Here is a 26,681-nt window from a genome sequence, read left to right on the forward strand (position 1 = left end):
ATGGATGCAACCACGCTGCTGACGACCCCCTCGATGACCGTCTCCGAGTTTCGCTGCGACGCGGGACCGGACGACAGCCCGTTTGCGGAGTGTCGCACCGGCCATTCCATTGCCTATGTCCGCGCCGGAAGCTTTGGCTGTCATTGCCGCGCCGGCTTCTTCGATCTGGTCGCGGGCTCGATGCTGGTCGGTGCGCCGGGCGAGGAATACACCTGCACGCATGAGCATGTCGCCGGCGACGTCTGCCTGTCCTTTTTCCTCGGCGAGGATCTGGTCGACGCGCTCGGCGGCCGGCGAGACGTCTGGCAGGTCGGCGCAACGCCGCCGCTGCCCGAGCTGATGGTGCTGGGCGAGCTCGCCCAGACGGCGGCAGATGGCAACAGCGACCTCGGTCTCGACGAGGTCGGCCAGATCCTCGCCGGCCGTTTCGTCGATGTCGTCTCGGGCAAGGCGCGCAAGCCGACGACGCCGACCGCGCGCGACCGCCGCCGTGCCGTGGAAGCCGCGCTGTGGATCGACGCCAATTCGCATGCCGAAGTCGACCTCGAACAGGCGGCGCGGCAGGCAGGGCTCAGCCCGTTCCATTTCCTGCGGCTGTTCTCGGCCGTGCTCGGCGTCACCCCGCATCAATATCTAGTGCGCTCGCGCCTGCGGCATGCGGCGCGGCTGCTGACCGACGACGACATCGCAGTTACCGACATCGCCTATGACGTCGGCTTCGGCGATCTCTCCAACTTCGTCCGCACCTTCCACCGCGCCGCCGGCGTCTCGCCGACCAAGTTCCGTCAGGCCTCGAAGGGAGAGCGCAAGATTCTCCAAGAGCAACTCATCCTCAACTGACTAGGTTCGTCTCCGGCGCGCGCCGATTGCGGCGCGCTTTGGCAATGGAGACGACCATGTACGACCATATCGGATTGCGCGTTGCCGACCTCGACGCCGCAACGCGCTTCTACACCGCAGTGCTGGCGCCGCTCGGTTATGTCCTGTGCTCAAGCGGCGACGGTTATGCCGGCTTCGGACCGCAGGGCGCGCCGGCGCTGTGGCTGCACCTGAACAAGGGGCGGAAAGCCGATGGCGCGCATATCGCGTTTCGCGCTGGGGATCATGATTCGGTCAAGGCATTCCATAGCGAGGGCCTGAAGAGCGGCGGTCGCGACAATGGCGGCGCCGGCCCGCGCAAGGATTACAGCCCGACTTACTACGCGGCGTTTTTGATCGATCCCGATGGCAACAATGTCGAGGCGGTTTGCACGTGAGTACGGCAGGCCTCACCACACACATTGTCATGCCCCGGCTTGACCGGGGCATCCAGTACGCCGCAGCTTCTCGATTCATCACAGCGGCCTCTGGAATACTGGATCGCCCGATCAAGTCGGGCGATGACAGCTGAGATGACGGCGCTATCGCTCGCTTCTCTACATCACAGGATTCAACCAGGATTCAACAATGGCCTCCATCCACAACGACATTCCCCTCAACGCCCCGGCGCGCGACGTCTGGGATGCGGTGCGTGATTTCGGCGCGCTGCATCGGCGGCTGGCGCCGGGCTTCGTCACGGCCTGCGCGCTCGACGGCGACGCGCGCGTCGTCACCTTCGCCAATGGATCGGTGGCGCGCGAGGTGCTGGTCGATTGCGACGATGCGCGGCAGCGGCTGGTCTACGCGATCAACAACGAGCGGCTGAAGCATTACAGCGCCTCGGTGCGGGTGATCGCCGAGGGCGAGGCGAGAAGCCGCCTGGTCTGGATCATCGACATGCTGCCGAATGAGCTCGCGCCCTATGTGCAGGGACAGACCAAGGACGCTGTCGCCGCCATACACCGAGCGTTTCCAGCGGCGGCTGCGTGATATTTCTCACAGAGCCCCGCCCTTGTCCGCCGTAACCATGGCGGCGTGCGCCCGGTTGGCTCCGCTCTCCCGGCGGCGCCACGCACGCGAGGAGCAGGCCATGAGAGGTGCGGACAAGGTGATCTGCCAGGCGGCCGCCGTGCTGCTGATGTTTTCGATTTCGAGCGCGCCGGCAAAGGCGCAATTCCTCGGCGGCGGCGGTGCCGGCGGCGAGGACATGATGACCCAGATGGCGCCGATGCTGGAGATGATGAAGGCCAAGATGGGCAAGCGCCGCTTCGGCATGATGATGCAGACCATGGGCCCAATGATGAGCCGCATGATGGAGAATGGCGGCGGCGGAATTGGCGGCCTCGGCGGCGGCAATCTCGGCGGCGGTTTCGGGGCGCCCAATTACGGCGGCTACGCACCGATGGGCGGAGGCGGATATATGCTGACTGGAATGAGCGGCATGGGCGGCGGCGATATCATGGGCATGCTCGGCGGCGCCGGTGGCGGCGACATGATGGCGATGATTCCGCAACTGATGCGGCTCGCCAATGTCGGCGGCGGTGGCGGCCATCGCCGCCACAGGCATCGCTAGTCCGCAGCGGCCGACAGAGCCGGCCTGATCGCAGGTTTGGTTTGGCGCGGTCCCCAGCGCGTCAGCACCACGCTGGAGGACGAGAGCAGGCCGAGCACGACCATCGAGCTCGCCGCCAGCCAGAAGAAGCTTTGCGCGGTGGCATCGTGCGTCGACAGCCACCAGCCGACCGCCGAGATGTAGATCAGCCGCGCGGTCTGCGCCAGCACCGGGCCGATTACCTTGGCAGCGCCCTGCGACGAGAAATACATCGTCGAGGCAAGGCCGATGAAGGCGTAGAACGGCGCCACCGTCGACAAATATTGATGGCTGGTGGCGCGCACGGTCGCGCTGTCGGTGAAGATGTTGACCCAGAGATCGGGGAAGATCGCGACCAGGCAAGCCGGTGCACCGACGGCGACGAAGGCGCTCGCGGCCGCGATCCAGGCGATGCGCCGCGCGCGGGCGATGCGACCGGCGCCGACCGCCATGCCGATCATCGGCACCGAGGCGATGCCGAACGAGAACGCGATCGAGGTCAGCAGGAATTCCAGCCGCGCACCGATGCCGTAGCCGGCGAGGATCGCGGTGCCGAATTTCGCAAGCATGTGGGTGAAGATCGAGATCGTCAGCACCGATTGCAGCGGCGAGAAGCAGGCGATGGCGCCGACCTTCAGGATGTCGAAAAACATCGCCCATTGGATCCGAAGTCCGCGCAGTTTCGGCGTCACGCGGGCGCGGCCGGAGAACAGGTACCAGCCCATCACGCCGATGTTCATGCAATAGGCAATCAGCGCGCCGGCGGCGACGCCGCGCATACCGAATTGCGGCACCGGACCGAGCCCGAGGCCGAGCGTGCCGCCAAGCACGATCTGCCAGGCCGCAGAATTGAGGATCAACAGCGACGGCAGCTTCATGTTGCCGGTGCCGCGGAGGATTCCGGCCATGGTGTTGAGTAGCCAGGGCAGCACGGCGCCGCCGAAAAACACCTGGGTGTAGGCGATCGCATGCGTCAGCACGTCGCCGCGGCCACCGAGCATTTCCAGAACGCGCGGTCCGAAGATCAGCATGCCCAGCATGAAGACGAGGCCGAAGCTGATTCCGATCAGCAGCGCGTGCGCGGCGAGCGTCCCGGCACGCTCGCGATCGCCGGCGCCGAGCGCGCGCGCGATGGCGGAGGCCACCGCGCCGCCCATCGCACCGCCCGACATGGTCATGGTCAGGATCACTGTCGGAAACACCAGCGCCATCGCGGCCAGCGCTTCCACACCAAGACGTCCGATATAGGAGGTCTCCGCAATCACCGTGCAAGTGCCGGCTGAGAGCGCGACGACGTTGGGCCAGGCCAGTCCGAGCAGCGTGCGCAGGATCGGCCCGTCCATCAGCGCGCTCCTCACAGGGCGCGGGGGCGGCGGCAGCGGACGCTCTTGTTCATCGACCGGGATTTCGGCGATGTCTGACATGTCCTCTCCGGGCGAAAGCGCCATTTGCGGCGCGGCAATGCTTGGGTGTACCAATGAATTGGTTCGCGCGCAGGGCGCAACGACAGGCTTGTTAGCACGATGCGCAGCGATTCCTCCTGCGCTAGGTGCAGGCGTGCCCTGCGGCAGCGCATTTCAGCCCGTGGAATTGCGGCTCTCAGTCCCCGTGGGGCCATCCTTCGAGACGCCCGCGTCGCGGGCTCCTCAGGATGAGGTCTTGTTTCGCGGTGACATGTCGGACCCTCATGGTGAGGAGCCCGCGAAGCTGGCGTCTCGAACCACGAGGCCAACGCCCGCGCGGCATTACCCAATCGTCCAGAGCAATGGCGGACGGCCGCGCGATGTCGGGGACAGGTGCACTCCGATGTGCCGCCCGCATCCGGCCGCGAGCCCTTCGAACAACCCCGCCAGCACCTTGGTGCAGGCAGGGTGGTCATCGGCAACGCCGTCCATCAACTTCCAGCTCTGCTGACGGATTTCGAACATGCCTTCGGATTGCGTCGTCTCAGCCACATCGTCCTGCGCGACCAACAGCGCGTTGAGGAACGTCGCGAATTCGCTCGCACCGCCGCGGCCCATCGACAGCGCCGCAGCGACCTCATCGAAATATTGCATCCCGATCAGCTTGCCCGTGAGGTGCAGGAGATAGCCGGCATCCTCCGGACCGAACAGTTGCACCATCACGGGCGCGGCGGTGCGCACATATTCCATCGCATAGTTGCGATAGGCTTTTTCCAGTCGCGGTCTGGGCCAGCTTGCGACTGGCAACGCCGGAGCGGCGGCTGCATCGAACGGCGGCGCTTCGAGATGCCGCGCGAACACGAGGCGCTGGTCGAGTTCGAGGGGCTGGTCATATTGATAATAGTAGCCTTCGAGCCCATCCTGGCCGTCGACGCTCTGCTTGGTGCAGACGAACCCTAATCTGGTATCGCCGAGCGCCACACCGTTGTTGGCGTGCCAGCCGCGCAGCATCGCGCGCGAGACTTCGCCCGGCACGCCGCAGATGGCGGTGCCCTTCCAGATCCAGCGCGGCGGCGGATAGCGGATCCAGGCTTTGCGATCACTCTCATACATGTATTCGACGTGCACGCCGCCGATCCAGTTGGAGAGGTAGTGATATTGCGCGGCCGCCACGGCGGGCGGCAGATGGGTCAACCCGAGCTTCTCCAGCCCCGGCAGAAAGCGCTCCTGCTGCTGGCGGCGGAACACGCGAAAGACGAACTCCGCAGCATCCGCCGTGCCGCGACGCGTGACCACGGTGAGGATCAGACCGGTGAAATAGGCGTGATTGAGATCGGCAACCGCGCGCCAGCGTTTCCATTGAGCTTCCTGCGCGGGGTCAGATGCGGCGGTCATGTTCGCTCCCGATCGTTGTTTTGATCGAGTGTGTCACTGCATCCGGTGACGGACAAGCTGAGCCGCATGCAGGGCGCCCTGCACGCCGGCTCGCCAATTCCGCATCACGAATTTTGCGCAGGCTTAGATTTGCGCGGCTTTGGCGGCACGCTCGCGTTCGACGCGCTCGGTGACGTCGCGGGCCATCGCCACCGACCCCTGCACCACTCCAGCGGCATCCCGCACCAGCGCAAAGGTCATCTCGATGTAGAGCTTGCGTCCGTCCTTGTGCAGCGCGCGGGTCAGTGTCGGTTTGCCCGCAAGCTTCATCGCGCCGCTGGCAAGCGCGGCCTCGAAGCCTTTCCAGTGCGCGGCACGCAGATGTTCGGGAATGATGAGGTCGAGATTCTGACCCAGCGCTTCGTCCGCGGAGAATCCGAACAGTGCGGACGATGCGCGATTCCACCGCATGATCGTGCCGGAGCGATCCGAATAGATCAGCGCGTCTGCGACGTCGTCGAGGATTTTTGCCTCGAGTTCGGATTGATCTGTCATTTCGCCACCTCGGACGTAGCCCGGATTCGCTTCTTATCCTGACACAGATTCGGTGTCATCGCCCGACTTGATCGGGCGATCCAGTATTCCAGAGGCGGATGTGATCGAACCGATAGGCTCCGGCGTACTGGATGCCCCGGTCAAGCCGGGGCATGACAGCGGAAGGTGAGGCTATCCCTACGCCCGGAAATGCTTGCTCAGCTTCAGCCCCTGGGCCTGGTAATTTGAGCCGATGCGCTGGCCGTACATGGCGTCGGGGCGCGCCAGCATCTTTTCATAGACGAGGCGGCCGACGATCTGGCCGTGCTCGAGGATGAACGGCACCTCGCGCGAGCGCACTTCGAGCACGGCGCGCGCCCCCAACCCGCCGGCGCCGGCATAGCCGAAGCCGGGATCGAAGAATCCGGCATAATGCACGCGGAACTCGCCGACCAGCGGATCGAACGGCACCATCTCCGCGGCGTAATCGGGCGGCACCTGCACCGCCTCTTTCGACGCCAGGATATAGAACTCGCCGGGATCGAGGATCAGGCTGCCGTCGGGACGGGCCGAGATCGGCTCCCAGAACTCCTCGACGGAATAGCCGGCGCGGCGATCGACGTCGATCACGCCGGTGTGGCGCTTGGCGCGGTAGCCGACGAAGCCGCCGCTCTTCTCGCCGGAGAGATCTACGGAGACGGCGACGCCGCCGGTGAGATCGGCATCGTCGATATCGACGAGACGTTCGGTCGCGTGCAGCGCCTCGAGGTCGTCGATGTTGAGGATGGCATCGCCGGTGCGGAAGCGTACCTGGCTCAGGCGCGAGCCCTCGCTGACCAGCACCGGGAACGTCTTGGGGCTGATCTCGGCATAGAGCGGGCCGTGATAGCCGGCACCGATCATGTCGAAGCGGCGGGTGCCGTCGGCGATCACGCGGGTGAAGACGTCGAGCCGACCGGTCGAGCTCTTCGGGTTGGCGGCCGCGACGATCTCCGGCGGCAGCGCGAGGCTTTCGAGCAGCGGCACGATGTAGACGCAGTTGGTCTCCAGCACCGCGCCGTCGGCGAGGCTGAACTCGTGCAGCTTCAATTCGTCGATGCGCTCGGCAACGGTGGCGCCGGGACCAGGCAGGAAGCTGGCGCGAACGCGATAGGCGATATCGCCGAGACGCAAATCGAGGCTCGCCGGCTGGATCTGGCTTTCGACGAAGTCGTAAGCGGGCAGGATGAGACCGCCCTCCGCCATCGCCGCGATCATGCGGTCGGGCAGGATACCATTGGCGTCGGCGGCGACCGTGAACGTCAACCCGGGGTCCTCATCAGGGATCAAACACATCCCGACATGCGGGCAATATGAGCGTTTTACGGCTATCCGATGGACGTCTTGACGGAAAGGGCATTGCGGAATATGAGCATGACTTATCCCGTGGTGATTTGAGCCGGCCGGCTTGCAGCCACGTTAAATAAGTCGCTAAACAGGCCGGGGACCTCTGTGATCCCGGCCCGTGGAAATATTCCAGGCCGGTTTTTTTGTGGCCATTTTCGATGGTCACTTCAGGAGGTCCTATGTCGAAGTCCCCGGCGCCAACCGCGCAATACCGTCCCGAAACTCGCTTGGTTCATTCCGGCACCCTGCGCTCGCAATATGGCGAGACCTCGGAGTCGCTGTTCCTGACCCAGGGCTACGTCTACAACAGCGCCGAGGAGTGCGAGGCGCGGTTCAAGGGCGAGGACCCCGGCTTCATCTATTCACGCTACTCCAATCCGACCATCGCGATGTTCGAGCGCCGCATGATCGAGCTCGAAGGCGCCGAAGCGGCACGTTCCGCCGCGACCGGCATGGCCGCGGTGACGACGGCGATCCTGGCGCCGCTGAAGGCCGGCGATCACGTCGTGGCCTCGCGCGCGCTGTTCGGCTCGTGTCTCTACGTCGTGCAGGATTTGCTGCCACGCTACGGCATCGAGACCACGCTGGTCGACGGCCTCGATCTTGACCAGTGGCAGCGCGCCATGAAGCCGAACACCAAGACGTTTTTCCTGGAGAGCCCGACCAATCCGACGCTCGACGTGCTCGACATTCCCGGCATTGCCGAGATCGCGCACAGCGGCGGCGCGCGGCTCGTCGTCGACAACGTGTTCGCCACGCCGATCTGGCAGAGCCCGCTCGCGCTCGGCGCCGACGTCGTGGTCTATTCCGCGACCAAGCACATCGACGGCCAGGGCCGCTGTCTCGGCGGCATCATCCTGTCCTCGGAGGCGTTCATCGCCGAGCACATCCACAATTTCATGCGCCAGACCGGCCCGTCGATCTCGCCGTTCAACGCCTGGGTGCTGCTCAAGGGCCTGGAGACGCTCGCCGTGCGCGTGCGCGCGCAGACCGAGACGGCCGCGCGCATCGCGGACGTGCTGGCGAGCCATCCGAAGATTTCGCGACTGGTGTTTCCCGGCCGCGCCGATCATCCGCAGGCGGCATTGGTGAAGAAGCAGATGCGCGGCGGCTCGACCTTGGTCGGCTTCGAGGTCAAGGGCGGCAAGGCGGCGGCGTTCCGCGTGCTCAACGAGCTCAAGCTTGCCAAGATCTCGAACAATCTCGGCGACGCCAAGAGCCTCGTCACGCACCCCGCCACCACGACGCATCAGCGCCTCAAGCCGGAGGACCGCGCCGCGCTCGGCATCAGCGAGGGATTCATCCGCTTCTCGGCGGGGCTGGAGCACGCGGATGATCTAATCGAGGATCTGACCGCGGCGCTGGAGAAGGCGTAGCCACACACTCGGAATCGTAGGGTGGGCAAAGCGAAGCGTGCCCACCCTTCACGATCGCGGTGCCGATAGATGGTGGGCACGGCGCGCGAAGAGCGCGCCTTTGCCCACCCTACGGCACCAAGCTACATCGGCCGGTACGTCCGCAGGTCCGCGGGCACGTTCACGCCGAGCTTGATCTGGCCGACGGAGCGGATGATGTCGTCGCCGAGGAGCTGGGCGAAGCAGGCGTAGCCCCAATCGTTCATGTGCAGGCCGTCGGCGATCACAAAGCTCTCGACCGGAAGCGACTGCTTCTCGTGCCAGTCGCGCATCACCTCGAAGCGCGGGAAGATGCCGACGTGACGGAGCTCAGCGACCTTGCCGAGCAGCTTCACCATCTTGCCGGCGCTCTCGGCGCGCTGGTTGACGGCTGGCGAATACTGCGGATCGACCAGCACGACGTCGGTGCCGCCGGCAGCCTGGATGCGGCTGATGCCGTCCTCGACGAGCTTGGCGGTATCGCCGGGATCGAGATTGCGCAGCACCGCATTGGTGCCGACCTGCCAGATCACCAGATCCGGATGCACGTCGATCACCTCCTTCTGAAGGCGCTTCATCATCTCGGGCGCGTCCTCGCCGCCGACGCCGGCATTGACGACGGTGATGTCGGCTGTCGGATAGTGCCGGTGCAGCTGCGCGGCAAGACGATTGGGATAGTTGAACTCCGGCGAGCTCGCACCGAATCCCGCGGTCGAGGACGAGCCGAATGCGACGATGACGACGGGCTGGCCGGCGACGAGCTTGCCCGCGACATGCGGCAGCGAGCCCATCGCCTTAGCGCCGCCCTTCGGCGACAGGCAGGGCACGCGGCTGAAGACGTCGCCGGCGGATTTCGCGACCTGCTTCACCTTGTCGATGGCGCGCGCCGTGATGCCGCGCTGGTCGGGGGACGTCGCTGCGACGGTCGTCTGGGACGGTGAAGCGGGAGCCGGATTAGCCGACTGCTGCGGGGCCGGCGTTGCCTGCGCGCCCTGCGTCTGCGCGTGCGATTGCGAGGCCGGACTCAGCAACAGCAGCACCGCTGCTGCAGGCGCAGCCAGCCATGCCGTCAGGCAAAAAGGGCGGAGAGAACTCATTAACGCTAGACCTCAATTTTGCTGCTGGGCCGGCTCCAGATGCGCAGCGTCGATCACGAACTGTGCCAACGCCCGGCCAAGGCAATCATGGACCTGCTTCGCCAGCTCAGGCCCGCGCGACGGGCTGAACAGGTCGAACTGCCCCTGGTCATTCCACTGCCGCATGATCGCGAAACGATCGAACAGCGGAATATCGTGCTCCTGCGCCACCACCCGCATATTGTCGAGGTATGGCGGCACCGAGATCATGGTTTCGGTACGCGGACTGTACTGCAAGTTCATCAAGACGACGTCAGCCCCTGCCTTTTGCAGCGCAACAACCCCTCCGGTCACTGCGCCGCGAAAATCATCGGGATCGATGGCTCGGATAGCATCGACAGTCCCGGTCTGCCAGATAACCAAAGTAGGTGCTTTTGCTTCCATCAGCTTAACGAAACTGGCGGCCGCCTCCTCGGCCGTTTTCTTGCTCTGTATTTCTACGGAGACGTGGACTATCTCGGACGGCGACAGCTTGTCCTTCAGAATGGCCTGCATCCGCGCCGGATAAGAGGCGTCCTCGGAAGCCGGAATTGTGGTCGAGCGACTGCCGATGACCAGGATTTCGAGCGGCTTGCCGGCCTTCACGGCATCGGCGACCTTGGGAAGCTGGCTTTCGCTGGTGAGCAGATAGGACGGCACTTCACAGGCTGCGGGCGCGGCTGAAGCAGCCGGCGCAGCATCGTCCGCGCGCGCCGGAGGCGCGGCGAGACCACCGCACAGCAGGATCAGGCTCAGGAAAACCTTCGCCTTCATCAGCCCCCTCCCGCCATATCGGCGCTGCCGACGGCGCTTTTGGTTTTCGAACCGCTCTTGTCAGCCACCCGCTTGTACCACGAAATCAGCCAGGCCATGGCCCACATGATCAGAATTCCGGAGAGACTAATTAGCGCATGCATGACCGGGCCGCCCGAGACCTCGGCCAGGATGAAATGGCCGGCAAAGGCGAGGAAGACGCCGAGACAGAATATCTCCAGGGAATGCGAGCCGCACAGGATCAGCGGCCGCAGCCATGGCGATTTCAGGCCCGGCCAGTCCCGCGGCAGGACGCGTACGGTGAGCGCGGCCAGCGCCAGGAAATGCGTGAAGCGCAGCACGTCCAGGTCGGCCTTGTCGATCGGATACATCCACTGCTCGAGCCGCTTCGGCATGAAATGGGAGAGCTGCGGCACATACCAGGTCAGCGTCACGTAGAATGCCGCGACCAGATAGGCGATCGCGATCCACATCGTCACCCGCGAAGCCAGAATGCGCGACATGCGTCGCGCACCCCCGAGCGCGCACCATGCCCCGAACACGAACAGCAATTGCCAGGCGAAGGGATTGAAGGCCCAGAAGCCGTTCGGATAGGCGGACAGATAGAGGTCGTATTCCCAGGTCACCGCGTAGAGCGCGACCGAGAGGCCGAGCGTCACGTCGGGGCGCCATTTCATCAGCCACAGGATCAAGGGCAGCGCCAGCATCAGCACGATATAGAGCGGCAGCACGTCCATGTTGACCGGACGGAAGCGCAGCAGCAGCGCCTGCACGATCGTCACGTCGGGCTGCTTGAGGAAATCCATGATGCCCATCTCTTCGGTGTAGAGCGGGTTCTCGAACCTGGTCGCGACGTAGGAGATTTCGGCAAGGAAGATCGTGAACAGGAAGACGTGGGCGACATAGATCTGCCAGACGCGCCGCAGGATGCGCGCGGTGGCGACGACAATGCCGGACTCCAGCATCGCCCGACCGTACACGAAGGCGGCGGTATAGCCGGAGATGAAGATGAAGATCTCGGTGGCGTCGCTGAAGCCGTAATTGCGGATCGTGAACCAGGTCAGAAGGCTCGGCGGCAAATGGTCGATGAAGATCAGCCACAGCGCAAGGCCGCGGAACAGGTCGAGCCGGAGCTCGCGCTCCCCGATGGCGGGCAGCGAAATGGCCGGCGCGGCCGCGCGCCGCTTTGCCCCCGCGGACTTGACCTCCACAGGTTTAGCGGTTCCCGCGATCGTCGATCCCGTCACTTGGTCGGCAATAGTCATCGGGGGCCTAAAAACCCTTCCGCAAATCGCGACGTGGCAAGGAGTGTACCGGTCCGGCCGTCATCTCGCAAAGCCACCGGATCACATGCAAGTACGTTTGGACCTACACTTGGACGTGTACTTCCCTGCGAATTCAGGCGGGACGATGTCGCCAAGGCCGCCTCCGGCGTTTGGTTCCCGGGCGGTTTTCGGTATGATGGCAATCATGTACCGCGCCGTGACCCGCCAGATCGAAGTGACCGTCGAGCCGAACTTTGTTCCGGAGCAGTCGTCGGCCGACCGCTCCCGTTATTTCTGGGCCTACACCATCGTCATCACCAATTCCGGCGATGAGACCGTGCAGCTCAAGACGCGGCACTGGATCATCACCGATGCCACCGGCCGGCAGCAGGAGGTGAAAGGCGAGGGCGTCGTCGGCGAGCAGCCGACGCTCGCGCCCGGCGAACGCTTCGAATACACCTCCGGCGTGCCGCTCACGACCGCCTCGGGCTTCATGACCGGCCGCTACCAGATGGTCAGCGCAAGCGGCGAACGCTTCGAGATCGACGTGCCGACGTTCTCGCTGGACAGCCCGGATAACAAGCGGGTGTTGAACTAGCGCTGGAAATGGTGGGCACGCTTCGCTTTGCCCACCCTACGGCACCGCGCTACGCGTCCTCGACGCCCGCCTCATCCGGTGTGAACTCGTACACCGAGCTGCAGAACTCGCAGGTCACGACGACCTTGTCGTCCTTGACCATTGCGGCACGGTCGTCGGACGAAAAGCTCTTCAGCATCGATGCGACCGCATCGCGCGAGCAGGAGCATTGCGCCTTCAAGGGCAGCGGATTGAACACGCGCACGCCGCGTTCGTGGAAGAGACGGTAGAGCAACCGCTCGCCGGACAGCTCGGGATCGATCAGCTCGACGTCTTCGACGGTTTCGATCAGCGAGCGCGCCTCGACCCAGGCATCGTCTTCAGCGACGGCATGGACCTCGACGCCCTCGGGCGCATCGCCGGGATGCAGATCGGCCTGCCGCGCGCGCTCGGGCGCCTTCGGCAGGAACTGCATCAGCATGCCGCCGGCACGCCAGCGATGCTTGCCGCCGTCATTCGAACGCCACTCCTCGCCGACGGCAAGGCGCACGCGCGTCGGGATCTGCTCGGAGCGCAGGAAATATTCATGAGCGGCGTCTTCCAGGCTGCCGCCGTCGAGCGCGACCAGGCCCTGGTAGCGGCTCATGTCGGGGCCCTGGTCGATGGTCATGGCCAGATGACCGTGGCCCAGCAGCGCGCCGGAAGTCTTGCCGGAATCCTGGACTTCGCCGAGGCGCGCGGCATCATAGCGCGCATAGGCGCGCAGGCGATCCGGCGCCTGATAGTCCACGACCAGGAACGACACAGGACCGTCGGTCTGGGCCTGGAGGATGAAGCGGCCTTCGAACTTCAGCGACGAGCCGAGCAGCGTGGTCAGCACGATGGCCTCGCCGAGCAGCTTGCCGACCGGCGCCGGATAATCGTGCTTGGTCAGGATCTCGTCGAGCGCCGGACCAAGCCGCACCAGGCGACCGCGCACGTCGAGCGCGTCGACCTCGTAGGGCAGCACGGCGTCATCGATGGGAACCGCGGATGGCGCGCGAACCGGGCCTTCGGGCCCGGTTTTCATGTCAGGGGATTGGGAAACCATGGCGCTTTATTTGGGGTCGGAAGGCGGAATTGGAAGGGGGGCGGCTGCATCCGGAATGCAGAACGGATCGTACGCAAGCACGGCAAACTCGGTGTCGTCCTGGCGAAAGCCAGGACGACGATCCAAAGCTACTTCACCGGCCCGCGTTACTTCACCGCGTCGAAGCACCAGGCCAGAATGCCCTTCTGCGCGTGCAGGCGGTTTTCGGCCTCGTCGAACACGACGGATTGGGGACCGTCGATCACCTCGTCGGTGACCTCCTCGCCGCGATGGGCGGGCAGGCAGTGCATGAACAGCGCATCGGGCTTGGCCAGCGACATCAGCTGGGCATTGACCTGATAGGGCTTGAGCACGTTATGGCGGTGCTCGCCTTCCTTGTCGCCCATCGACACCCAGGTGTCGGTCACGACACAATCGGCGCCCTTCACGGCGGCTTCGGCATCCGTGCCGAGCATGATCGGCGCGCCGGTCGCCTTGATGAAGTCGCGCATCGCTTTTTTCGGCGCGAGCTCCGGAGGCGTCGCGACATTGAGCTGGAACTTGAAGCGCTCGGCGGCGTGCGCCCAGGACGCCAGCACGTTGTTGTCGTCGCCGGTCCAGGCCACCGTCTTGCCCTCGATCGGGCCGCGATGTTCCTCGTAGGTCATCAGGTCGGCCATGACCTGGCAGGGATGCGAGCGCCGCGTCAGGCCGTTGATAACGGGCACGGTGGCGTTCGCCGCAAGCTCCAGCAGCGCATCGTGATTGAGGATGCGGATCATGATGGCGTCGACATAGCGCGACAGCACCCGCGCGGTGTCGGCGATGGTTTCGCCGCGGCCGAGCTGCATCTCGGCGCCGGTGAGCATGATCGGCTCGCCGCCGAGCTGGCGCATGGCGACATCGAAAGACACCCGCGTCCGCGTCGAGGGGCGCTCGAAGATCATCGCCAGCGTCTTGCCTTCGAGCGGCCTGACCGGCTGATGCGCCTTCTGCTTCGCCTTCATCGCGGAGGACGCGGCCAGCATGCGCTTGAGCTCCGACAGCGGCAGCTCGTTGATATCGAGGAAGTGCTTCGGTGTTTTCTTGGGCGTTTTATCGGGCGACGTGCTCATCAGCTTGCCGCCCGCTTGTTGCCGGACAACGCCGTGCAGGCGCGCTCGAGCCGCCCGACGCTGTCCTCGATCTCGGCTTCGGTGACGATCAAAGGCGGCAGGAAACGCACGACATTGTCGCCGGCACCGACGGTGAGCAGCTTTTCTGCGCGCAAGGCGGCAACGAGATCGCCGGAAGGCACCACGGCCTTGATGCCGATCAGGAGGCCCTCGCCGCGCACTTCGCTGACGACATCGCCATGACGGTCGATCACGGAAGCGAGCTTCTGCTTGAGCAGCAGCGACATCCTCTGCACGTGGTCGAAGAAGCCGGGCTTGAGCATGACGTCGAGCACGGCGTTCGCCGCCGCGATCGCGAGCGGATTGCCGCCGAAGGTCGAGCCGTGCGAGCCCGGCGTCATGCCGGACGCCGCTTCCGCGGTCGCAAGGCAGGCGCCGATCGGGAAGCCGCCGCCGAGCGCCTTGGCCAGCGACATCACGTCAGGTTCGACGCCAAGGCGGCGGTATGCGAACAGATCGCCGGTGCGGCCCATGCCGGTCTGCACCTCGTCGAAGGCGAGCAACAGGCCGCGCTCGTCGCAGAGCTGGCGCAACGCCCTCAGGAAGGCAGGCGTTGCCGAACGCACACCGCCCTCGCCCTGGATCGGCTCGATCAGGATGCCGGCGGTCTGCGGACCGATCGCCTTTTTCACTGCCTCGAGATCGCCATGCGCAACCTGGTCGAAGCCCTCCATGGGTGGGCCGAAACCTTCGAGATATTTTGCCGAACCCGTCGCGGCCAGCGTCGCCAGCGTGCGGCCATGGAAGGCGCCTTCGAAGGTGATCATGCGATAGCGGTCTGGATGGCCCTTCGCGGCGTGATAGCGGCGCACGACCTTGATCACGCATTCCAGCGCTTCGGCGCCGGAATTGCAGAAGAACACGAAGTCCGCGAAACTTTCATTGCACAGGCGCGCGGCAAGCTTTTCGCCGTCCGGGCTCTGGAACAGGTTCGACATGTGCCAGAGCTTCGTGGCCTGTTCCTGCAACGCCGCGACCAGCGCCGGATGGGCATGGCCGAGCGCATTCACCGCCACCCCGGAGGTGAAATCGAGATAGCGCTCGCCATTGGTCGCGATCAGCCAGCAGCCTTCGCCACGCTCGAAACCGAGGTCGGACCTGGCGAAAACGGGGAGCAAATGCGGCGCTGCGCTGTTAGTCATGACGGTCACTTGAATGTTGCGGACGGTGTAAGCGTGCATTACGCAACGCACCATCGACCGGCCCGGAAAACGAAACGTGCCGCCTCTTGAGGGCGGCACGTGCGACTATCTTAGGCCTGGTGAAACGGGTGTCAATGCCGCCCGGAAAGCCTCGCGAAACGCTGAATCCGTAGTCTTGCGGTGCCGATTTTGCGGGATTTAGCCACGGAACATGTGGAAGCGAGTCGGCGGACTCTTGCGCGGGAGTCACGCCATATTGTAGCGTTTGGATTGTCAGATACGACATCTCGTGCAGTGGTTCTGATCTTTAAGTCCTTATGTACCGGCGTAAACGTTCGGGCGTTCAAGACGCGCCCGGCGAGCCTTAAGGGATTCTGGCGGCACGGGTTTTTGAAGGCTTAGGCATTCGCTGCGAGGCCCCAGGATGGCTGGCGCGCAGCGAGGGAAAGGGTGCAATGACGGTTTTGACCTGGTCCGATGATCGCGTCGAGCAGCTGAAAAAGCTCTGGGAGGCCGGACTTTCGGCCAGCCAGATCGCGGCGGAGCTCGGCAATGTGACCCGCAATGCCGTGATCGGCAAAGTGCACAGGCTCGGTCTTTCGGGCCGCGCCAAGAGCCCATCATCGGCAGCGCCCCGGCCGCGCAAGGCGCGCCCCGCGCAGCACATGATGCGGGTGAGCCGCCCGATCTCGCGCGGCAACACCGCGCTGGCGCAGGCCTTCGAGGTCGAGGCTGAGCCGGATCCGGTCACCTACGACAACGTGGTGCCGATGAGCCAGCGGCTGTCGCTGCTCGAATTGAACGAGGCGACCTGCCACTGGCCGGTCGGCGATCCCTCGAGCCCGGACTTCTTCTTCTGCGGTGGACGGGCGCTGTCCGGCCTGCCCTATTGCGCCCAGCACTCGCGTGTTGCGTACCAGCCGGCGTCGGATCGGCGCCGCGCACCGGTGAAGCCGGGTCCGCGGTAATCACGGCAAGTCGTCGCGCAAAGACAGTTCAATAATTTCAGTGTCGTCCTGGCGAAAGCCAGGACCCATACTCCGAGCACGCAGTAGTCGTGCGAAAGGGGTAACTCGGAGTCTTCGCCAAACCACTCCCTGTGGTTATGGGTCCCGGATCAGCGCTCGCTTGTCCGGGACGACATCGGAGAATGCAGGGACAGCTCGCCAACAAACAAGCCTGCAACCCTACACCTGCTCCGCCTTCGCAAACCGATCATCCAGCGCGTAGCCGGCGCCGCGGACGGTGCGGATCGGGTCTTGCTCGCGGCCGAGATTGAGCAGCTTGCGCAGGCGGCCGATATGCACGTCGACGGTACGCTCGTCGATATAGATGTCGCGGCCCCAGACGCTGTCGAGCAGTTGCTCGCGCGAGAACACCCGGCCCGGGTGCTCCAGGAAGAACTCCAGCAGGCGATATTCGGTCGGACCGAGATCGATCGGCCGGCCTGAGCGCGCCACGCGGCGCTTGTCGCGGTCGAGCTCGATGTCGCCAAAAGCAAGCACGGTGGCGAGCCGCTCGGGGCTCGCGCGCCGCAGCAGGCCCTTCACGCGCGCCAGCAGCTCCGGCACCGAGAACGGCTTGACGATGTAATCGTCGGCGCCGGTCGCAAGACCCCGCACCCGCTCGCTCTCCTCGCCGCGCGCGGTGAGCATGATGATCGGGAGCTGCTTGGTCTCGGGACGGGTGCGAAGCCGGCGGCACAGTTCGATGCCTGACAGGCCCGGCAGCATCCAGTCGAGCACGATCAGATCGGGGATGTGCTCCTTGAGGCGGGTGTCGGCGTCGTCGCCGCGCATCACCGTCTCGACGTCATAGCCGTCGCCTTCGAGGTTGTAGCGGAGAAGCTCGGTCAGGGCTTCCTCGTCCTCAACCACCATAATGCGTGCGCCCATCGGGTCGTCGCTCCCTTAAGTCTTCAGGTGTTCGGTACCGTGTTGGCGAAGGTCGTCATGTCGCCCTTCGGCCGCTTGTCGGTGATCGCCTGGCCCTCGATCATGTAGAACACGGTCTCGGCGATGTTGGTGGCGTGGTCGCCGATCCGCTCAATGTTCTTGGCGCAGAACATCAGGTGAATACAGAACGAGATGTTGCGCGGATCCTCCATCATGTAGGTGAGGAGCTCGCGGAACAGCGAGGTGCAGATGGCGTCGACTTCCTCGTCGCCCTTCCACACCGCCATCGCCGCCGGCAAATCATGCGCGGCATAGGCGTCCAGCACCGACTTGACCTGCTGCTGCACGAGGTCGGTCATGTGCTCGAGGCCGCGGAACAGCTTGAGCGGATGGAAGTCCGTCTCCAGCGCCGCGACGCGCTTGCCCATGTTCTTGGCGAGGTCGCCGATGCGCTCGAGATCGGTCGCGACGCGCATGGCGCCGACGATCTCGCGCAGATCGACCGCCATCGGCTGGCGGCGGGCGATGGTGAGCACCGCACGCTCCTCGATGCGCTTCTGCAGCGCGTCGAGCTCGGTGTCGATGGCGACGACGCGCTGGCCGAGCGGGACGTCGCGGCGGATCAGCGCGTCGACGGACTCGACGATCATGCGCTCGGCGATGCCGCCCATCTCGGCGACCAGGCGGGTGAGTTCCTGGAGGTCGGTGTCGAAAGCCTTTGCGGTATGTTCGGAAGCCATGTCGCGTCTCCTCAGCCGAACCGGCCGGTGATGTAATCCTGCGTGCGCCGGTCGGTCGGCGACGTGAAGATCTTGCTGGTGTCGTCGAACTCGATCAGCTCGCCGAGATACATGAAGGCGGTCTTGTCGGAGACGCGCGCCGCCTGCTGCATGTTGTGGGTGACGATCGCGATCGTGTAATCCTCGGACAGCTCCTGGATCAGCTCCTCGACCTTGGCGGTCGAGATCGGGTCGAGCGCCGAACAGGGTTCGTCGAACAGGATCACCTCGGGCCGCACCGCGACGGTGCGGGCGATGCAGAGGCGCTGCTGCTGGCCGCCGGAGAGCGACAGGCCGGAGGCGTTGAGCTTGTCCTTGACCTCGTTCCACAGCGCGCCGCCGCGCAGCGCCTTCTCGACGCGGCCGTCCATTTCGGACTTCGAGATCTTCTCATACAGGCGGATGCCGAACGCGATGTTCTCGTAGATCGTCATCGGGAACGGCGTCGGCTTCTGGAACACCATGCCGACGCGGGCGCGCAGCAAATTGAGGTCCAGCTTGCCGTCGAGGATGTTGGTCTGGTCGAGCATCAGCTGACCAGTGGCGCGCTGGCCGGGATAGAGGTCGTACATCCGGTTGAAGATGCGCAGCAGGGTCGACTTGCCGCAGCCCGACGGACCGATGAACGCCGTGACGCGATTGGCGCCCAGCGTCAGGTTGATGTTCTTCAGCGCGTGGTGCTCGCCGTAATAGAAGTTCAGGTTGCGCACGGTCACCTTCGGGGGCGCCTCCGGCAGCACCGGCGCGTGGGGCAGCCCACCGGCCGCGCTCATCGATACGGAAAGATCACTCATTTTGCGGTCCTCTCGGCGCCAAGGATGCGCGCGCCAATATTAAGGGCAAGAACGGTCAGGGTGATGAGCAGCGCCCCGCTCCAGGCCAATTGCTTCCAATAGGCATAGGGGCTCTGCACGAAGTTGTTGATGGTGACAGGCAGGTTCGCCATCGTCTTATTCAGGCCGAGGCTGAAGAACTGGTTCGACAGCGCGGTGAACAGCAGCGGCGCAGTTTCACCGGCGACGCGAGCGGTTGCGAGCAGCACGCCGGTGATGAGGCCGGAGCGCGCGGCGCGATAGGCGATCCGCTTGATCACCAGCGAACGCGGCAGGCCGAGCGCCGAGGCCGCCTCGCGCAGCGCGTTCGGCACCAGCAGCAGCATGTCCTCGGTCGTGCGCAGCACCACCGGGATCACGATGACCGCGAGCGCGAGCGAGCCTGCGATCGCCGAGAAGCCGCGCATCGGCACCACCACCGCGCCGTAGATGAACAGGCCGATGATGATCGAGGGCGCCGAGAGCAGGATATCGTTGATGAAGCGGATCACCGAGGTCAGCCGGTCATTGCGGCCGTATTCGGCGAGATAGGTGCCGGCGAACATGCCGAGCGGCGCGCCGATGCCGACGCCGATCACGGTCATGATCAGCGAGCCGACGATGGCGTTGAGCAGGCCGCCCTCGTTCGATCCGGGAGGCGGCGTGTTCTCGGTGAACAGCTGGACATTGAGTCCCGCCAGTCCATTGTAGAGCAGCGTGATCAGGATCAGCGCGAGCCAGGTGACGCCGAAGGCCGTTGCGGCGATGCAGAGCCCGCGAACGACGATGTCCTTGCGGCGGCGGCGTGAATAGATCGGATTCATGGCGCTAGTTCCCCGCCTTCTTTTCCAGCCGCATCAGCATCAGCCGCGCCGCTGCAAGCACGAAGAAGGTCAGCACGAACAGCAGGAGACCGAGCAGGATCAGGCCGGACTGGTGCAGGCCGTCGCTCTCGGCGAACTCGGATGCGATCGCCGCCGAGATCGTGGTGCCCGGCGCGAAGATCGACGACGAGATCCGGAACGAGTTGCCGATGATGAAGGTCACCGCCATGGTCTCGCCGAGCGCCCGGCCCAGCGCCAGCATGACGCCGCCGATGACGCCGACGCGGGTGTAGGGGATCACCACGCTGCGGACGACTTCCCAGGTGGTGCAGCCGACGCCGTAGGCGGCTTCCTTCAGCACCGGAGGCACGGTCTTGAACACGTCGACTGAGATCGAGGTGATGAAGGGCAGCACCATGATGGCGAGGATCAGCGCGGCATTGAACAGGCTGAGATAGGACGGGGGACCTGCGAAGATCGCGCCCAGCACGGGCACGCCGTCGAAGATCTTGATCATGAAGGGCTGGAACGTGTTGGCGAGGAACGGACCCAACACGAAGAAGCCCCACATGCCGTAGATGATCGAGGGGATGCCGGCGAGCAGCTCGATCGCCATGCCGATCGGGCGGCGCAGCCATTGCGGGCAGAGCTCGGTGAGGAAGATCGCAATGCCGAGACCCACGGGAATGGCGATCAGCATCGCGATGAAGGAGGTGACGAGCGTGCCGTACATTGGCCCGAGCGCGCCGAGCACCGGCGGATCGGCCGACGGCGCCCAGCGCTGCGTCCACAGGAACGAGACCCCGAATTCCTTCATCGCCGGGAAGGCGCCGACGATCAGCGAAATGATAATGCCGCCGAGGATCAGAAGCACCGAGATCGCGGAGAGCCGCGTGATCCAGTAGAAGGTAACGTCGCCGAGCTTGAACGCGCTCAAGGCCTTGGCGCGATCATACGGTCCGGCGTCGTCGATTACATCGCTCTGAACGGCCATCTCTGCCACGCCGATCCCCTGTACTAAATAGCATACGTTTTTTTGTTGGTCCGTGCCCCGGATGCGGCGCATCGCATCCGGGGCACGAGCGTCGCGAAGCTAGCTCTTGATTTCGGCAGCCCAGGTCTTCTCGATCAGCTGAACGACCGGGTCCGGCATCGGGATGTAGTCGAGCTCTTCAGCCGCCTTGCCGCCGTTCTTGAAGGCCCAGCGGAAGAACTTGATGGCTTCCTGCGAGGCCGCCTTGTCGGTGGCGTCCTTGTGCATCAGGATGAACGTCGCCGCCGTGATCGGCCAGGACTTCTCGCCGGGCTGGTCGGTCAGGATGACGTAGTAGCCGGGAGCCTTGGCCCAGTCGGCGTTGGAGGCGGCCGCCTGGAACGCTTCGACGGTGGGCTGCACCGGCTTGCCGGCCTTGTTGACGAGGCCGGTGTAGGTCAGCTTGTTCTGCTTGGCATAGGCGTACTCGACGTAGCCGATCGAGTTCTTGGTCTGGCTGATATTGCCCGATACGCCTTCATTGCCCTTGGCGCCGACGCCGACCGGCCACTCGACCGCGGTACCCTCACCGACCTTGCTCTTCCAGTCCGCGCTGGCCTTGGCGAGGTAGTTGGTGAAGTTGAAGGTGGTGCCAGAGCCGTCCGAACGGCGGACCACGGTGATGGCCTCCGAGGGCAGCTTCACGTTCGGGTTGAGCTTCTTGATCGCGGCGTCATCCCATTTGGTGATCTTGCCGAGATAGATGCTGGCCAGCGTCTCGCCGTCGAACACCATCTCGCCGGGCTTCACGCCCTCGATGTTGACGACGGGAACGATGGCACCCATCACCATCGGCCACTGGACGAGGCCGTCCTTCTCGAGCTGCTCGGCCTTGAGCGGCGCGTCGCTGGCGCCGAAGGTCACGGTCTTGGCCTGGATCTGCTTGATGCCGCCGCCGGAGCCGATCGACTGGTAGTTCAGACCGTTGCCGGTCTCCTTCTTATAGGCGTCAGCCCATTTGGAATAGATCGGGAACGGGAACGTCGCACCGGCACCGGTGATATCGGCAGCAAAGGCCGCCGTCGTCGATGCGGCGACGATGCCAGCAGCGACGAGTGTTTTGAGGAAATTCATGCTGGTCTCCATACAGGGGAGCGAAGCGCCATCCGCGCCCGATCGCGCTCCCCGTGCCGCCCCTTTAGGAGCGGACAGCTGAGCTTTTACGAAGGTTTGGTGACAGTCGGATGACAGCGTTAAGCAGCTGAAATCGCTGGAATTTAGCTCAGAGCCGCAGGCTTGCCCTGGGGGAAACAGGCGGTGAAAGTGGCGCCCTGTTTGGGCACGCTTTCGATCAAAAGCCGGCCGCGATGGCGGTTAAGAATATGTTTCACCAGGGATAATCCGAGGCCGGTGCCGCCCTGCGAGCGGCTGTCGCCGACATCGACCCGGTAGAACCGTTCGGTTAGCCGCGGCAGGTGCTCCGGCGCGATGCCGGGGCCGAAATCCCGGACCAGGACCCGGATTTCCTGAGTTCCATCAGGGGCGGCGCCTGGCATCAGCGACACGATGACGCGACCGCCCGCGGCGCCGTATTTGAGCGCGTTCTCGATCAAATTCTCGAACAGGCGGAGCAGCTCCTCGCGGTCCCCCGCGATCAGTACCGGGGTCTCAGGGAGCTGGGTCTCGACCTCGACCTGGCGTTCCCGCGCCAGCGGCTCGAGCCCGTCGGCGACCTGCAAGATGATCGGCAGCAGGTCGACCAGGGTGTCGGGCCGCACATGGGCGGACAGTTCCACCCGCGACAGCGACAGCAGATCGTCGATCAGGCGCGCCATCCGGGTGGCCTGGTTGTGCATGATGCCGAGGAAGCGCTCGCGCGCCTTGGGATCGTCCTTGGCCTGGCCCTGGAGCGTGTCGATGAAGCCGGACAGCGCGGCCAGCGGCGTGCGCAGCTCGTGGCTGGCATTGGCGACGAAATCGGCCCGCATCTCCTCGACCCGACGCAGCGGCGTCTGGTCGTGGAAGGTCATCAGCATGCATTTGTCGGCGCCGCCGAAGGTGGTCGGCACCGGCACCGGCGTGATGGTCAGCTCCATCCAGCGATCGACCGGGACATGGTCGAGATAGGTCGCGCGCCGCGGCTCGGTGGTCGCGATCGACTCGCGCAGCGCCGTGATGATCTCGGGCGAGCGCAGCGCGAACTGGGCAAGCTCATTCCGGCGCAGCGCCGGCGCGAGCTGGGCGGCAGCAGCGTTGAGATGGATGACGCGGCCGGCGCGGTCGAGCAGCACCGCGGGATCGGGCATGCCGGCGACCACCGCGGCGACCGCCGCGCTCTCGACCGGATTGACGCGGCGGGTCTCTTCGCGCGAGGCGGCAGTATCGTGCAGGCGCCACGGGATCAGCGCTGCGGCCGCGACGCAGAAGAACACTGCGATGGCATGCAGTGCCGACAATTCGCCCAGCGAGACCACCACCGACAGCGCCAGCGCCGCGGCGATCAGGATGACGGTCGAGTGCCGCAGCCGGTCGGACCAGGGCTGGGAGGAGGGAGAAGATGGGGCGTCGATCGCCATCGGGGCGGGCTTCTCCAAAGGACGTTGCGCCGGTCAGGCGCCGCTGTCGCTGCGCTTTCTCACGTAAGCGGCTTTAGGCGCGGGCCCGGGGTCGAGCTTGAGCGCCGCCTGCTGCAGGCGCTTCGATCGTGCGCCGATGATAACTTCGCGAAACGTCAGCAAGATTACAGATATGACGAAAGGGGACAGATAATAGAGGACGCGGAACAGCAGCATCCCGCCCAGCAGCTCCTCGCGGTCCATCTGCCAGAGCCCGACCAGCATGGCCGCGTCGAACACGCCAAGGCCTCCGGGCGAATGGCTGGCAAAGCCGAGCAGCGTGGCCGAGACGAAGATCACCGCGACCACCACGAAGCCGAGATTGGGCTCGTCCGGGACCAGCACGTACATCGCCAGCGCGCAGAAGCCGAGATCGATGATGCCGATCGCGATCTGGAGCAGCGTCAGCGGGCCGCCCGGCAGCATCACGGTCCAGGGCCCGCGGCCGACCATCCGGGGCTGGGTCCAGACCCAGACCACGTAGGCGACCAGCCCGACGATGATCATCATCGCCAGCATCCGGTTCAGCCAGGGCGGAAGCATGTCGATCGAGGCCGCGGCCTCCGGATGATAGGAGATGCCGAGGCCCAGCACCGCGGCATTGCCGAGCCAGAAGGTCAGGCCGGCGAGGAAGCAGATCTTTGCGACGTCGATCGCGTTCAGGCCGTAGGCGGAATAGATGCGGTAGCGCACCGCGCCGCCGGTGAAGACGCTGGCGCCGACATTGTGGCCGATCGAATAGCTGGTGAAGGCGGCGAGCGCGTTGATGCGATAGGGCACGTGGGCGTGGCCGATCGCGCGCACGGCGAACAGGTCGTAGAAGGTCAGCGTGAAATAGCCCGCGGCGACGAACAAAGCCGCCAGCGCAATCTGGCTCGGCTCGGTGCTCTTGATCGCTTCGAGGACTTCGTTGACATCGATGCCGCGCAGCATGTGGTAGAGCACATAGCAAGCGATGCCGATGACAGCGACGCTGATCACAACTCCAAGCTTATGCAGGATTTGCTTCTGGCGCAGAAACGTCATCGCCCTGCGTATGGCTTCCAGCATCTAGACCTCGAACAACGCTTCAGCGGCCGGGGTGGCCAGCGAACAGGCGGACGACGCACGGGCACTCGACGAATCCTCGTCAGCGGCTCCGGCATCGCGCATGCCCCCTGCCCCTCCACTAGCGCGTTTTGGGGCGGAGTGGAATTCGACAATTCGAACAAAAAGTCGTGGCTTCAAGGTTTTAGGCAGGTTGCGGGCTCCTGATGCACGGTTTGGCGCTTTCGGCGGCAAGCCTGACGCGAATCTCCATGGCAATCCTGCGCAGACGCCATGAAGTTTTGATGATTTCGGCCGTACAATGTTCCGTCACGGCTTAAGTCGAAATCAATCTATGGGCGGGATTCCGCTGTTGAAAGAGGTCGCTCCGCGCGCGGCCGCTGCGGCGCGCACGATTACGTGGCCGACGGCTCGCGCTCGATCATCCGGTTGCACTGCGACATCACAGACGTCATCGCGGCCGCCGGCCAGCGGCCGCGATGAGCATGTCGTTCGGAGGTAGCGTTCTGCTCAGGCCGCAAGCTGCGGGCGCACCGCCTCGATGCCCGCGATCCAGCCGGCCACGGAGCGCCCGATCGCCTCGGGGTGATCCTCCTGGAGGAAATGCAGGCCGGCGCCGAGACGAACCAGCGCGCAGTGCTTCAGGGAGGCTGCAAACCGTTCGGCAAATTCCGGTGCGACCAGAGCTCCGGGCTCGCCGGTGAACAGGAGCTTTGGATAGGACGACGCGGCCAGCGCTGCATGCGCGGACTGGAGCGCCTCATAGACGTCAGCAGGCTCGCCTCCGATCGGCAGTTCGCGCGGAAGCGCAAGAACGGGCCGGCGGCTCTCCGGCGTCGGGAACGGCGTGCGATAGGGCGCCATCTCGTCCTCGCTGAGCTTGCGCACGATGCCGCCCGGCAGCACGCGCTCGACGAAGGCATTCGCCTCGAGGATCATCGCCTCGCCCTCGCCCGGCGTCCTGAATTTACGGAAGGCCGCCCGCGCCGCCTCGGCATGCTCCTGCTCTTCGGCAACCTCGGTGTCGTGGAAGTCCTGCCAGGTCGGCATCGGACGGATGAACTCCATGAAGGCGAGGCCGCGCACGAAATCCGGGCGGCGCTCCGCAAGATGAAATGCGAGCGCCGTGCCCCAATCCTGTGCGACCAGATAGGCCGACGTAAGGCCGCGCTGTTCGATGAAGGCATCGACATAGCGGACGTGGTCGAAGAAGCGGTAGTCGATGTCGGGCTTGTCGGACTGACCGAAGCCGATGTTGTCGGGCGCGAGGCAATGCGCGACCGGTGACACCAAGGGCATGATGTTGCGCCAGATGTACGAGGAAGTCGGATTGCCGTGCAGGAAGAGCGCGACCGGCGCGTTCTGCGCGCCTGCCTCACGATAGGCCATGCTGCTTCCGAGGACGGACGCTTTGCGAATCTTGATCTCGATCTGCTTGGTCATGTCAGCTCCTTGAACACGGTTTGGAATGCGATGGTCTTGAAACGTTCGAGCGCTTTGGGATTGCGGTCGACCTTCATGCGCAGGATCGCGCCCTGCCAGGACGCGAGCAGGAAGTCGGCGAGCTCCTCAGGCTCGAAATCGGAGGCAATCTCGCCGCTGGTTTGGGCATCCCTGATGCAGGCGGCGAACGGCATGCGCCATTCAGCAAAGATGGCCGCGAGGCGCCCGCGCAGCATCTCGCTGCTGCCGGTCGCCTCCAGACTGAGATCGCCAATCAGGCAGCCGCGGCCGTAGCCGTCCGCTTCGAGCCGGCCAGTGATGATGTCCAGGTAGCGCTTCAGCCGCGCCCGCGGGGTCAGCGAGGTGTCGTCGAGCGCCTCGGCGACCAGCGCCCTTGTGATCTCGAAGTAGCGGTCGAGCACCTCGGAGGCGAATGCTTCCTTTGAGCGGAAATGATTGGTGAAGGACCCCTGCGGCGCGCCCGCAGCAGTGGTGACGTCGCGCACGCTGGTGCCGTGATAGCCGGTCCGAAACATGACCTTCAGGCCGGCGTCGAGAATGGCGTCTTTGAGTGAGGGCTTTGGCATGGCGTTATGATACGTACGTACGTATTGATGTCAAGCGCCACATCCTCGC

The 26,681-nt window shown here is 64.8% G+C and carries 27 protein-coding genes and 1 riboswitch; of the genes, 7 read left to right on the forward strand and 20 right to left on the reverse strand.

Annotated elements, in window-relative coordinates; all coding sequences use genetic code 11:
• From BRA1253DRAFT_RS21655 to BRA1253DRAFT_RS21670, 4 genes are all read left to right on the forward strand, one after another.
• On the forward strand, positions 1 to 840 hold the full coding sequence (locus BRA1253DRAFT_RS21655; RefSeq protein ID WP_007597845.1) for a helix-turn-helix transcriptional regulator: 840 nt from the start codon (positions 1 to 3) through the stop codon (positions 838 to 840).
• A 56-nt stretch (positions 841 to 896) separates the two neighbouring features.
• A complete protein-coding gene (locus BRA1253DRAFT_RS21660; RefSeq protein WP_007597847.1) occupies positions 897 to 1,256 on the forward strand; it encodes a VOC family protein in 360 nt (119 codons plus the stop codon).
• Between the two features lie 190 nt (positions 1,257 to 1,446).
• Positions 1,447 to 1,848, forward strand: coding sequence for an SRPBCC family protein (locus BRA1253DRAFT_RS21665; RefSeq protein WP_007597849.1), 402 nt, complete (start codon positions 1,447 to 1,449; stop codon positions 1,846 to 1,848).
• Between the two features lie 100 nt (positions 1,849 to 1,948).
• Positions 1,949 to 2,431 carry a hypothetical protein gene (locus tag BRA1253DRAFT_RS21670; protein WP_007597850.1) on the forward strand — a complete coding sequence of 161 codons (483 nt, stop codon included), beginning with the start codon at positions 1,949 to 1,951 and terminating at the stop codon, positions 2,429 to 2,431.
• Here BRA1253DRAFT_RS21670 and BRA1253DRAFT_RS21675 read toward each other — a convergent pair.
• The 4 genes from BRA1253DRAFT_RS21675 to BRA1253DRAFT_RS21690 all read right to left on the reverse strand — a co-directional run bounded on the left by BRA1253DRAFT_RS21675 (position 2,428) and on the right by BRA1253DRAFT_RS21690 (position 7,095).
• Positions 2,428 to 3,873 carry an MATE family efflux transporter gene (locus BRA1253DRAFT_RS21675; RefSeq protein ID WP_007597852.1) on the reverse strand — a complete coding sequence of 482 codons (1,446 nt, stop codon included), beginning with the start codon at positions 3,871 to 3,873 and terminating at the stop codon, positions 2,428 to 2,430. The two genes, BRA1253DRAFT_RS21670 and BRA1253DRAFT_RS21675, sit on opposite strands and share 4 nt — an antisense overlap.
• Before the next feature lie 321 nt (positions 3,874 to 4,194).
• On the reverse strand, positions 4,195 to 5,247 hold the full coding sequence (locus BRA1253DRAFT_RS21680) for a hypothetical protein (RefSeq protein WP_007597854.1): 1,053 nt from the start codon (positions 5,245 to 5,247) through the stop codon (positions 4,195 to 4,197).
• 123 nt (positions 5,248 to 5,370) lie between these two features.
• The gene (locus BRA1253DRAFT_RS21685) at positions 5,371 to 5,781 is read right to left on the reverse strand and encodes a PAS domain S-box protein (protein ID WP_007597856.1); all 411 of its coding nucleotides are present in this window, start codon (positions 5,779 to 5,781) and stop codon (positions 5,371 to 5,373) included.
• Between the two features lie 177 nt (positions 5,782 to 5,958).
• Positions 5,959 to 7,095, reverse strand: a complete 1,137-nt coding sequence (locus BRA1253DRAFT_RS21690) for a 2'-deoxycytidine 5'-triphosphate deaminase (RefSeq protein ID WP_007597858.1) — start codon at positions 7,093 to 7,095, stop codon at positions 5,959 to 5,961.
• A gap of 80 nt (positions 7,096 to 7,175) precedes the next feature.
• Positions 7,176 to 7,255: riboswitch (SAM riboswitch) on the forward strand.
• Between the two features lie 70 nt (positions 7,256 to 7,325).
• On the opposite strand from BRA1253DRAFT_RS21690, the gene BRA1253DRAFT_RS21695 reads away from it, so the two are divergent.
• A complete protein-coding gene (locus BRA1253DRAFT_RS21695) occupies positions 7,326 to 8,522 on the forward strand; it encodes an O-succinylhomoserine sulfhydrylase (protein WP_007597860.1) in 1,197 nt (398 codons plus the stop codon).
• Between the two features lie 122 nt (positions 8,523 to 8,644).
• Here BRA1253DRAFT_RS21695 and BRA1253DRAFT_RS21700 read toward each other — a convergent pair whose 3' ends face one another.
• Genes BRA1253DRAFT_RS21700 through BRA1253DRAFT_RS21710 form a run of 3 tightly spaced genes read right to left on the reverse strand, consistent with a single transcriptional unit; the run spans position 8,645 to position 11,694 of the window.
• Positions 8,645 to 9,637 (reverse strand): SGNH/GDSL hydrolase family protein, encoded by a 993-nt coding sequence (locus BRA1253DRAFT_RS21700; protein WP_007597861.1) that lies wholly within the window; start codon positions 9,635 to 9,637, stop codon positions 8,645 to 8,647.
• Positions 9,638 to 9,649: 12 nt separating this feature from the next.
• Positions 9,650 to 10,429: a hypothetical protein gene (locus BRA1253DRAFT_RS21705; RefSeq protein ID WP_007597862.1), complete on the reverse strand. Its 780-nt coding sequence runs from the start codon at positions 10,427 to 10,429 to the stop codon at positions 9,650 to 9,652.
• Positions 10,429 to 11,694: an OpgC domain-containing protein gene (locus tag BRA1253DRAFT_RS21710; protein WP_007597863.1), complete on the reverse strand. Its 1,266-nt coding sequence runs from the start codon at positions 11,692 to 11,694 to the stop codon at positions 10,429 to 10,431. The genes BRA1253DRAFT_RS21705 and BRA1253DRAFT_RS21710 overlap by 1 nt, the downstream gene beginning before the upstream one ends.
• Positions 11,695 to 11,887: 193 nt before the next feature.
• On the opposite strand from BRA1253DRAFT_RS21710, the gene apaG reads away from it, so the two are divergent.
• Positions 11,888 to 12,292, forward strand: coding sequence for a Co2+/Mg2+ efflux protein ApaG (gene apaG, locus BRA1253DRAFT_RS21715; protein WP_088941063.1), 405 nt, complete (start codon positions 11,888 to 11,890; stop codon positions 12,290 to 12,292).
• Between the two features lie 49 nt (positions 12,293 to 12,341).
• Here the strand turns inward: apaG and BRA1253DRAFT_RS21720 are convergent, their stop codons facing one another.
• The 3 genes from BRA1253DRAFT_RS21720 to BRA1253DRAFT_RS21730 form a co-directional block, all read right to left on the reverse strand.
• Positions 12,342 to 13,361 carry an Hsp33 family molecular chaperone gene (locus BRA1253DRAFT_RS21720; RefSeq protein ID WP_035993783.1) on the reverse strand — a complete coding sequence of 340 codons (1,020 nt, stop codon included), beginning with the start codon at positions 13,359 to 13,361 and terminating at the stop codon, positions 12,342 to 12,344.
• 146 nt (positions 13,362 to 13,507) lie between these two features.
• The gene (gene argF, locus BRA1253DRAFT_RS21725) at positions 13,508 to 14,455 is read right to left on the reverse strand and encodes an ornithine carbamoyltransferase (protein WP_007597866.1); all 948 of its coding nucleotides are present in this window, start codon (positions 14,453 to 14,455) and stop codon (positions 13,508 to 13,510) included.
• Complete coding sequence (locus tag BRA1253DRAFT_RS21730) at positions 14,455 to 15,657, reverse strand: aspartate aminotransferase family protein (protein WP_035995336.1); 1,203 nt, start codon at positions 15,655 to 15,657, stop codon at positions 14,455 to 14,457. Before BRA1253DRAFT_RS21730 ends, argF begins: the two co-directional genes overlap by 1 nt.
• Positions 15,658 to 16,112: 455 nt before the next feature.
• On the opposite strand from BRA1253DRAFT_RS21730, the gene BRA1253DRAFT_RS21735 reads away from it, so the two are divergent.
• Positions 16,113 to 16,625 carry a GcrA family cell cycle regulator gene (locus tag BRA1253DRAFT_RS21735; protein WP_007597869.1) on the forward strand — a complete coding sequence of 171 codons (513 nt, stop codon included), beginning with the start codon at positions 16,113 to 16,115 and terminating at the stop codon, positions 16,623 to 16,625.
• A 219-nt stretch (positions 16,626 to 16,844) separates the two neighbouring features.
• Here the strand turns inward: BRA1253DRAFT_RS21735 and phoB are convergent, their stop codons facing one another.
• The 10 genes from phoB to BRA1253DRAFT_RS21785 form a co-directional block, all read right to left on the reverse strand.
• Positions 16,845 to 17,552 carry a phosphate regulon transcriptional regulator PhoB gene (gene phoB, locus BRA1253DRAFT_RS21740; RefSeq protein WP_007597871.1) on the reverse strand — a complete coding sequence of 236 codons (708 nt, stop codon included), beginning with the start codon at positions 17,550 to 17,552 and terminating at the stop codon, positions 16,845 to 16,847.
• 23 nt (positions 17,553 to 17,575) lie between these two features.
• Positions 17,576 to 18,292 carry a phosphate signaling complex protein PhoU gene (phoU, locus tag BRA1253DRAFT_RS21745; RefSeq protein WP_007597873.1) on the reverse strand — a complete coding sequence of 239 codons (717 nt, stop codon included), beginning with the start codon at positions 18,290 to 18,292 and terminating at the stop codon, positions 17,576 to 17,578.
• Between the two features lie 11 nt (positions 18,293 to 18,303).
• Complete coding sequence (pstB, locus tag BRA1253DRAFT_RS21750) at positions 18,304 to 19,125, reverse strand: phosphate ABC transporter ATP-binding protein PstB (RefSeq protein ID WP_007597875.1); 822 nt, start codon at positions 19,123 to 19,125, stop codon at positions 18,304 to 18,306.
• The gene (gene pstA, locus BRA1253DRAFT_RS21755; protein WP_007597877.1) at positions 19,122 to 19,967 is read right to left on the reverse strand and encodes a phosphate ABC transporter permease PstA; all 846 of its coding nucleotides are present in this window, start codon (positions 19,965 to 19,967) and stop codon (positions 19,122 to 19,124) included. Before pstA ends, pstB begins: the two co-directional genes overlap by 4 nt.
• A 4-nt stretch (positions 19,968 to 19,971) precedes the next feature.
• Positions 19,972 to 20,961 carry a phosphate ABC transporter permease subunit PstC gene (gene pstC, locus BRA1253DRAFT_RS21760; protein ID WP_007615692.1) on the reverse strand — a complete coding sequence of 330 codons (990 nt, stop codon included), beginning with the start codon at positions 20,959 to 20,961 and terminating at the stop codon, positions 19,972 to 19,974.
• Positions 20,962 to 21,060: 99 nt separating this feature from the next.
• A complete protein-coding gene (gene pstS / locus BRA1253DRAFT_RS21765) occupies positions 21,061 to 22,074 on the reverse strand; it encodes a phosphate ABC transporter substrate-binding protein PstS (RefSeq protein ID WP_007597882.1) in 1,014 nt (337 codons plus the stop codon).
• A 143-nt stretch (positions 22,075 to 22,217) separates the two neighbouring features.
• Positions 22,218 to 23,516 (reverse strand): ATP-binding protein, encoded by a 1,299-nt coding sequence (locus tag BRA1253DRAFT_RS21770; RefSeq protein WP_007597885.1) that lies wholly within the window; start codon positions 23,514 to 23,516, stop codon positions 22,218 to 22,220.
• A 33-nt stretch (positions 23,517 to 23,549) separates the two neighbouring features.
• Positions 23,550 to 24,605: a lysylphosphatidylglycerol synthase domain-containing protein gene (locus tag BRA1253DRAFT_RS21775; protein WP_007597887.1), complete on the reverse strand. Its 1,056-nt coding sequence runs from the start codon at positions 24,603 to 24,605 to the stop codon at positions 23,550 to 23,552.
• Positions 24,606 to 25,112: 507 nt separating this feature from the next.
• Entirely contained in the window at positions 25,113 to 26,045 is a 933-nt protein-coding gene (locus tag BRA1253DRAFT_RS21780) for a haloalkane dehalogenase (protein WP_007597888.1), read from the reverse strand.
• Entirely contained in the window at positions 26,042 to 26,632 is a 591-nt protein-coding gene (locus BRA1253DRAFT_RS21785) for a TetR/AcrR family transcriptional regulator (RefSeq protein ID WP_007597889.1), read from the reverse strand. The genes BRA1253DRAFT_RS21780 and BRA1253DRAFT_RS21785 overlap by 4 nt, the downstream gene beginning before the upstream one ends.
• Positions 26,633 to 26,681: the final 49 nt, after the last annotated feature.

The sequence above is a fragment of the Bradyrhizobium sp. WSM1253 genome, assembly GCF_000244935.1.
Lineage (GTDB): Bacteria > Pseudomonadota > Alphaproteobacteria > Rhizobiales > Xanthobacteraceae > Bradyrhizobium > Bradyrhizobium canariense.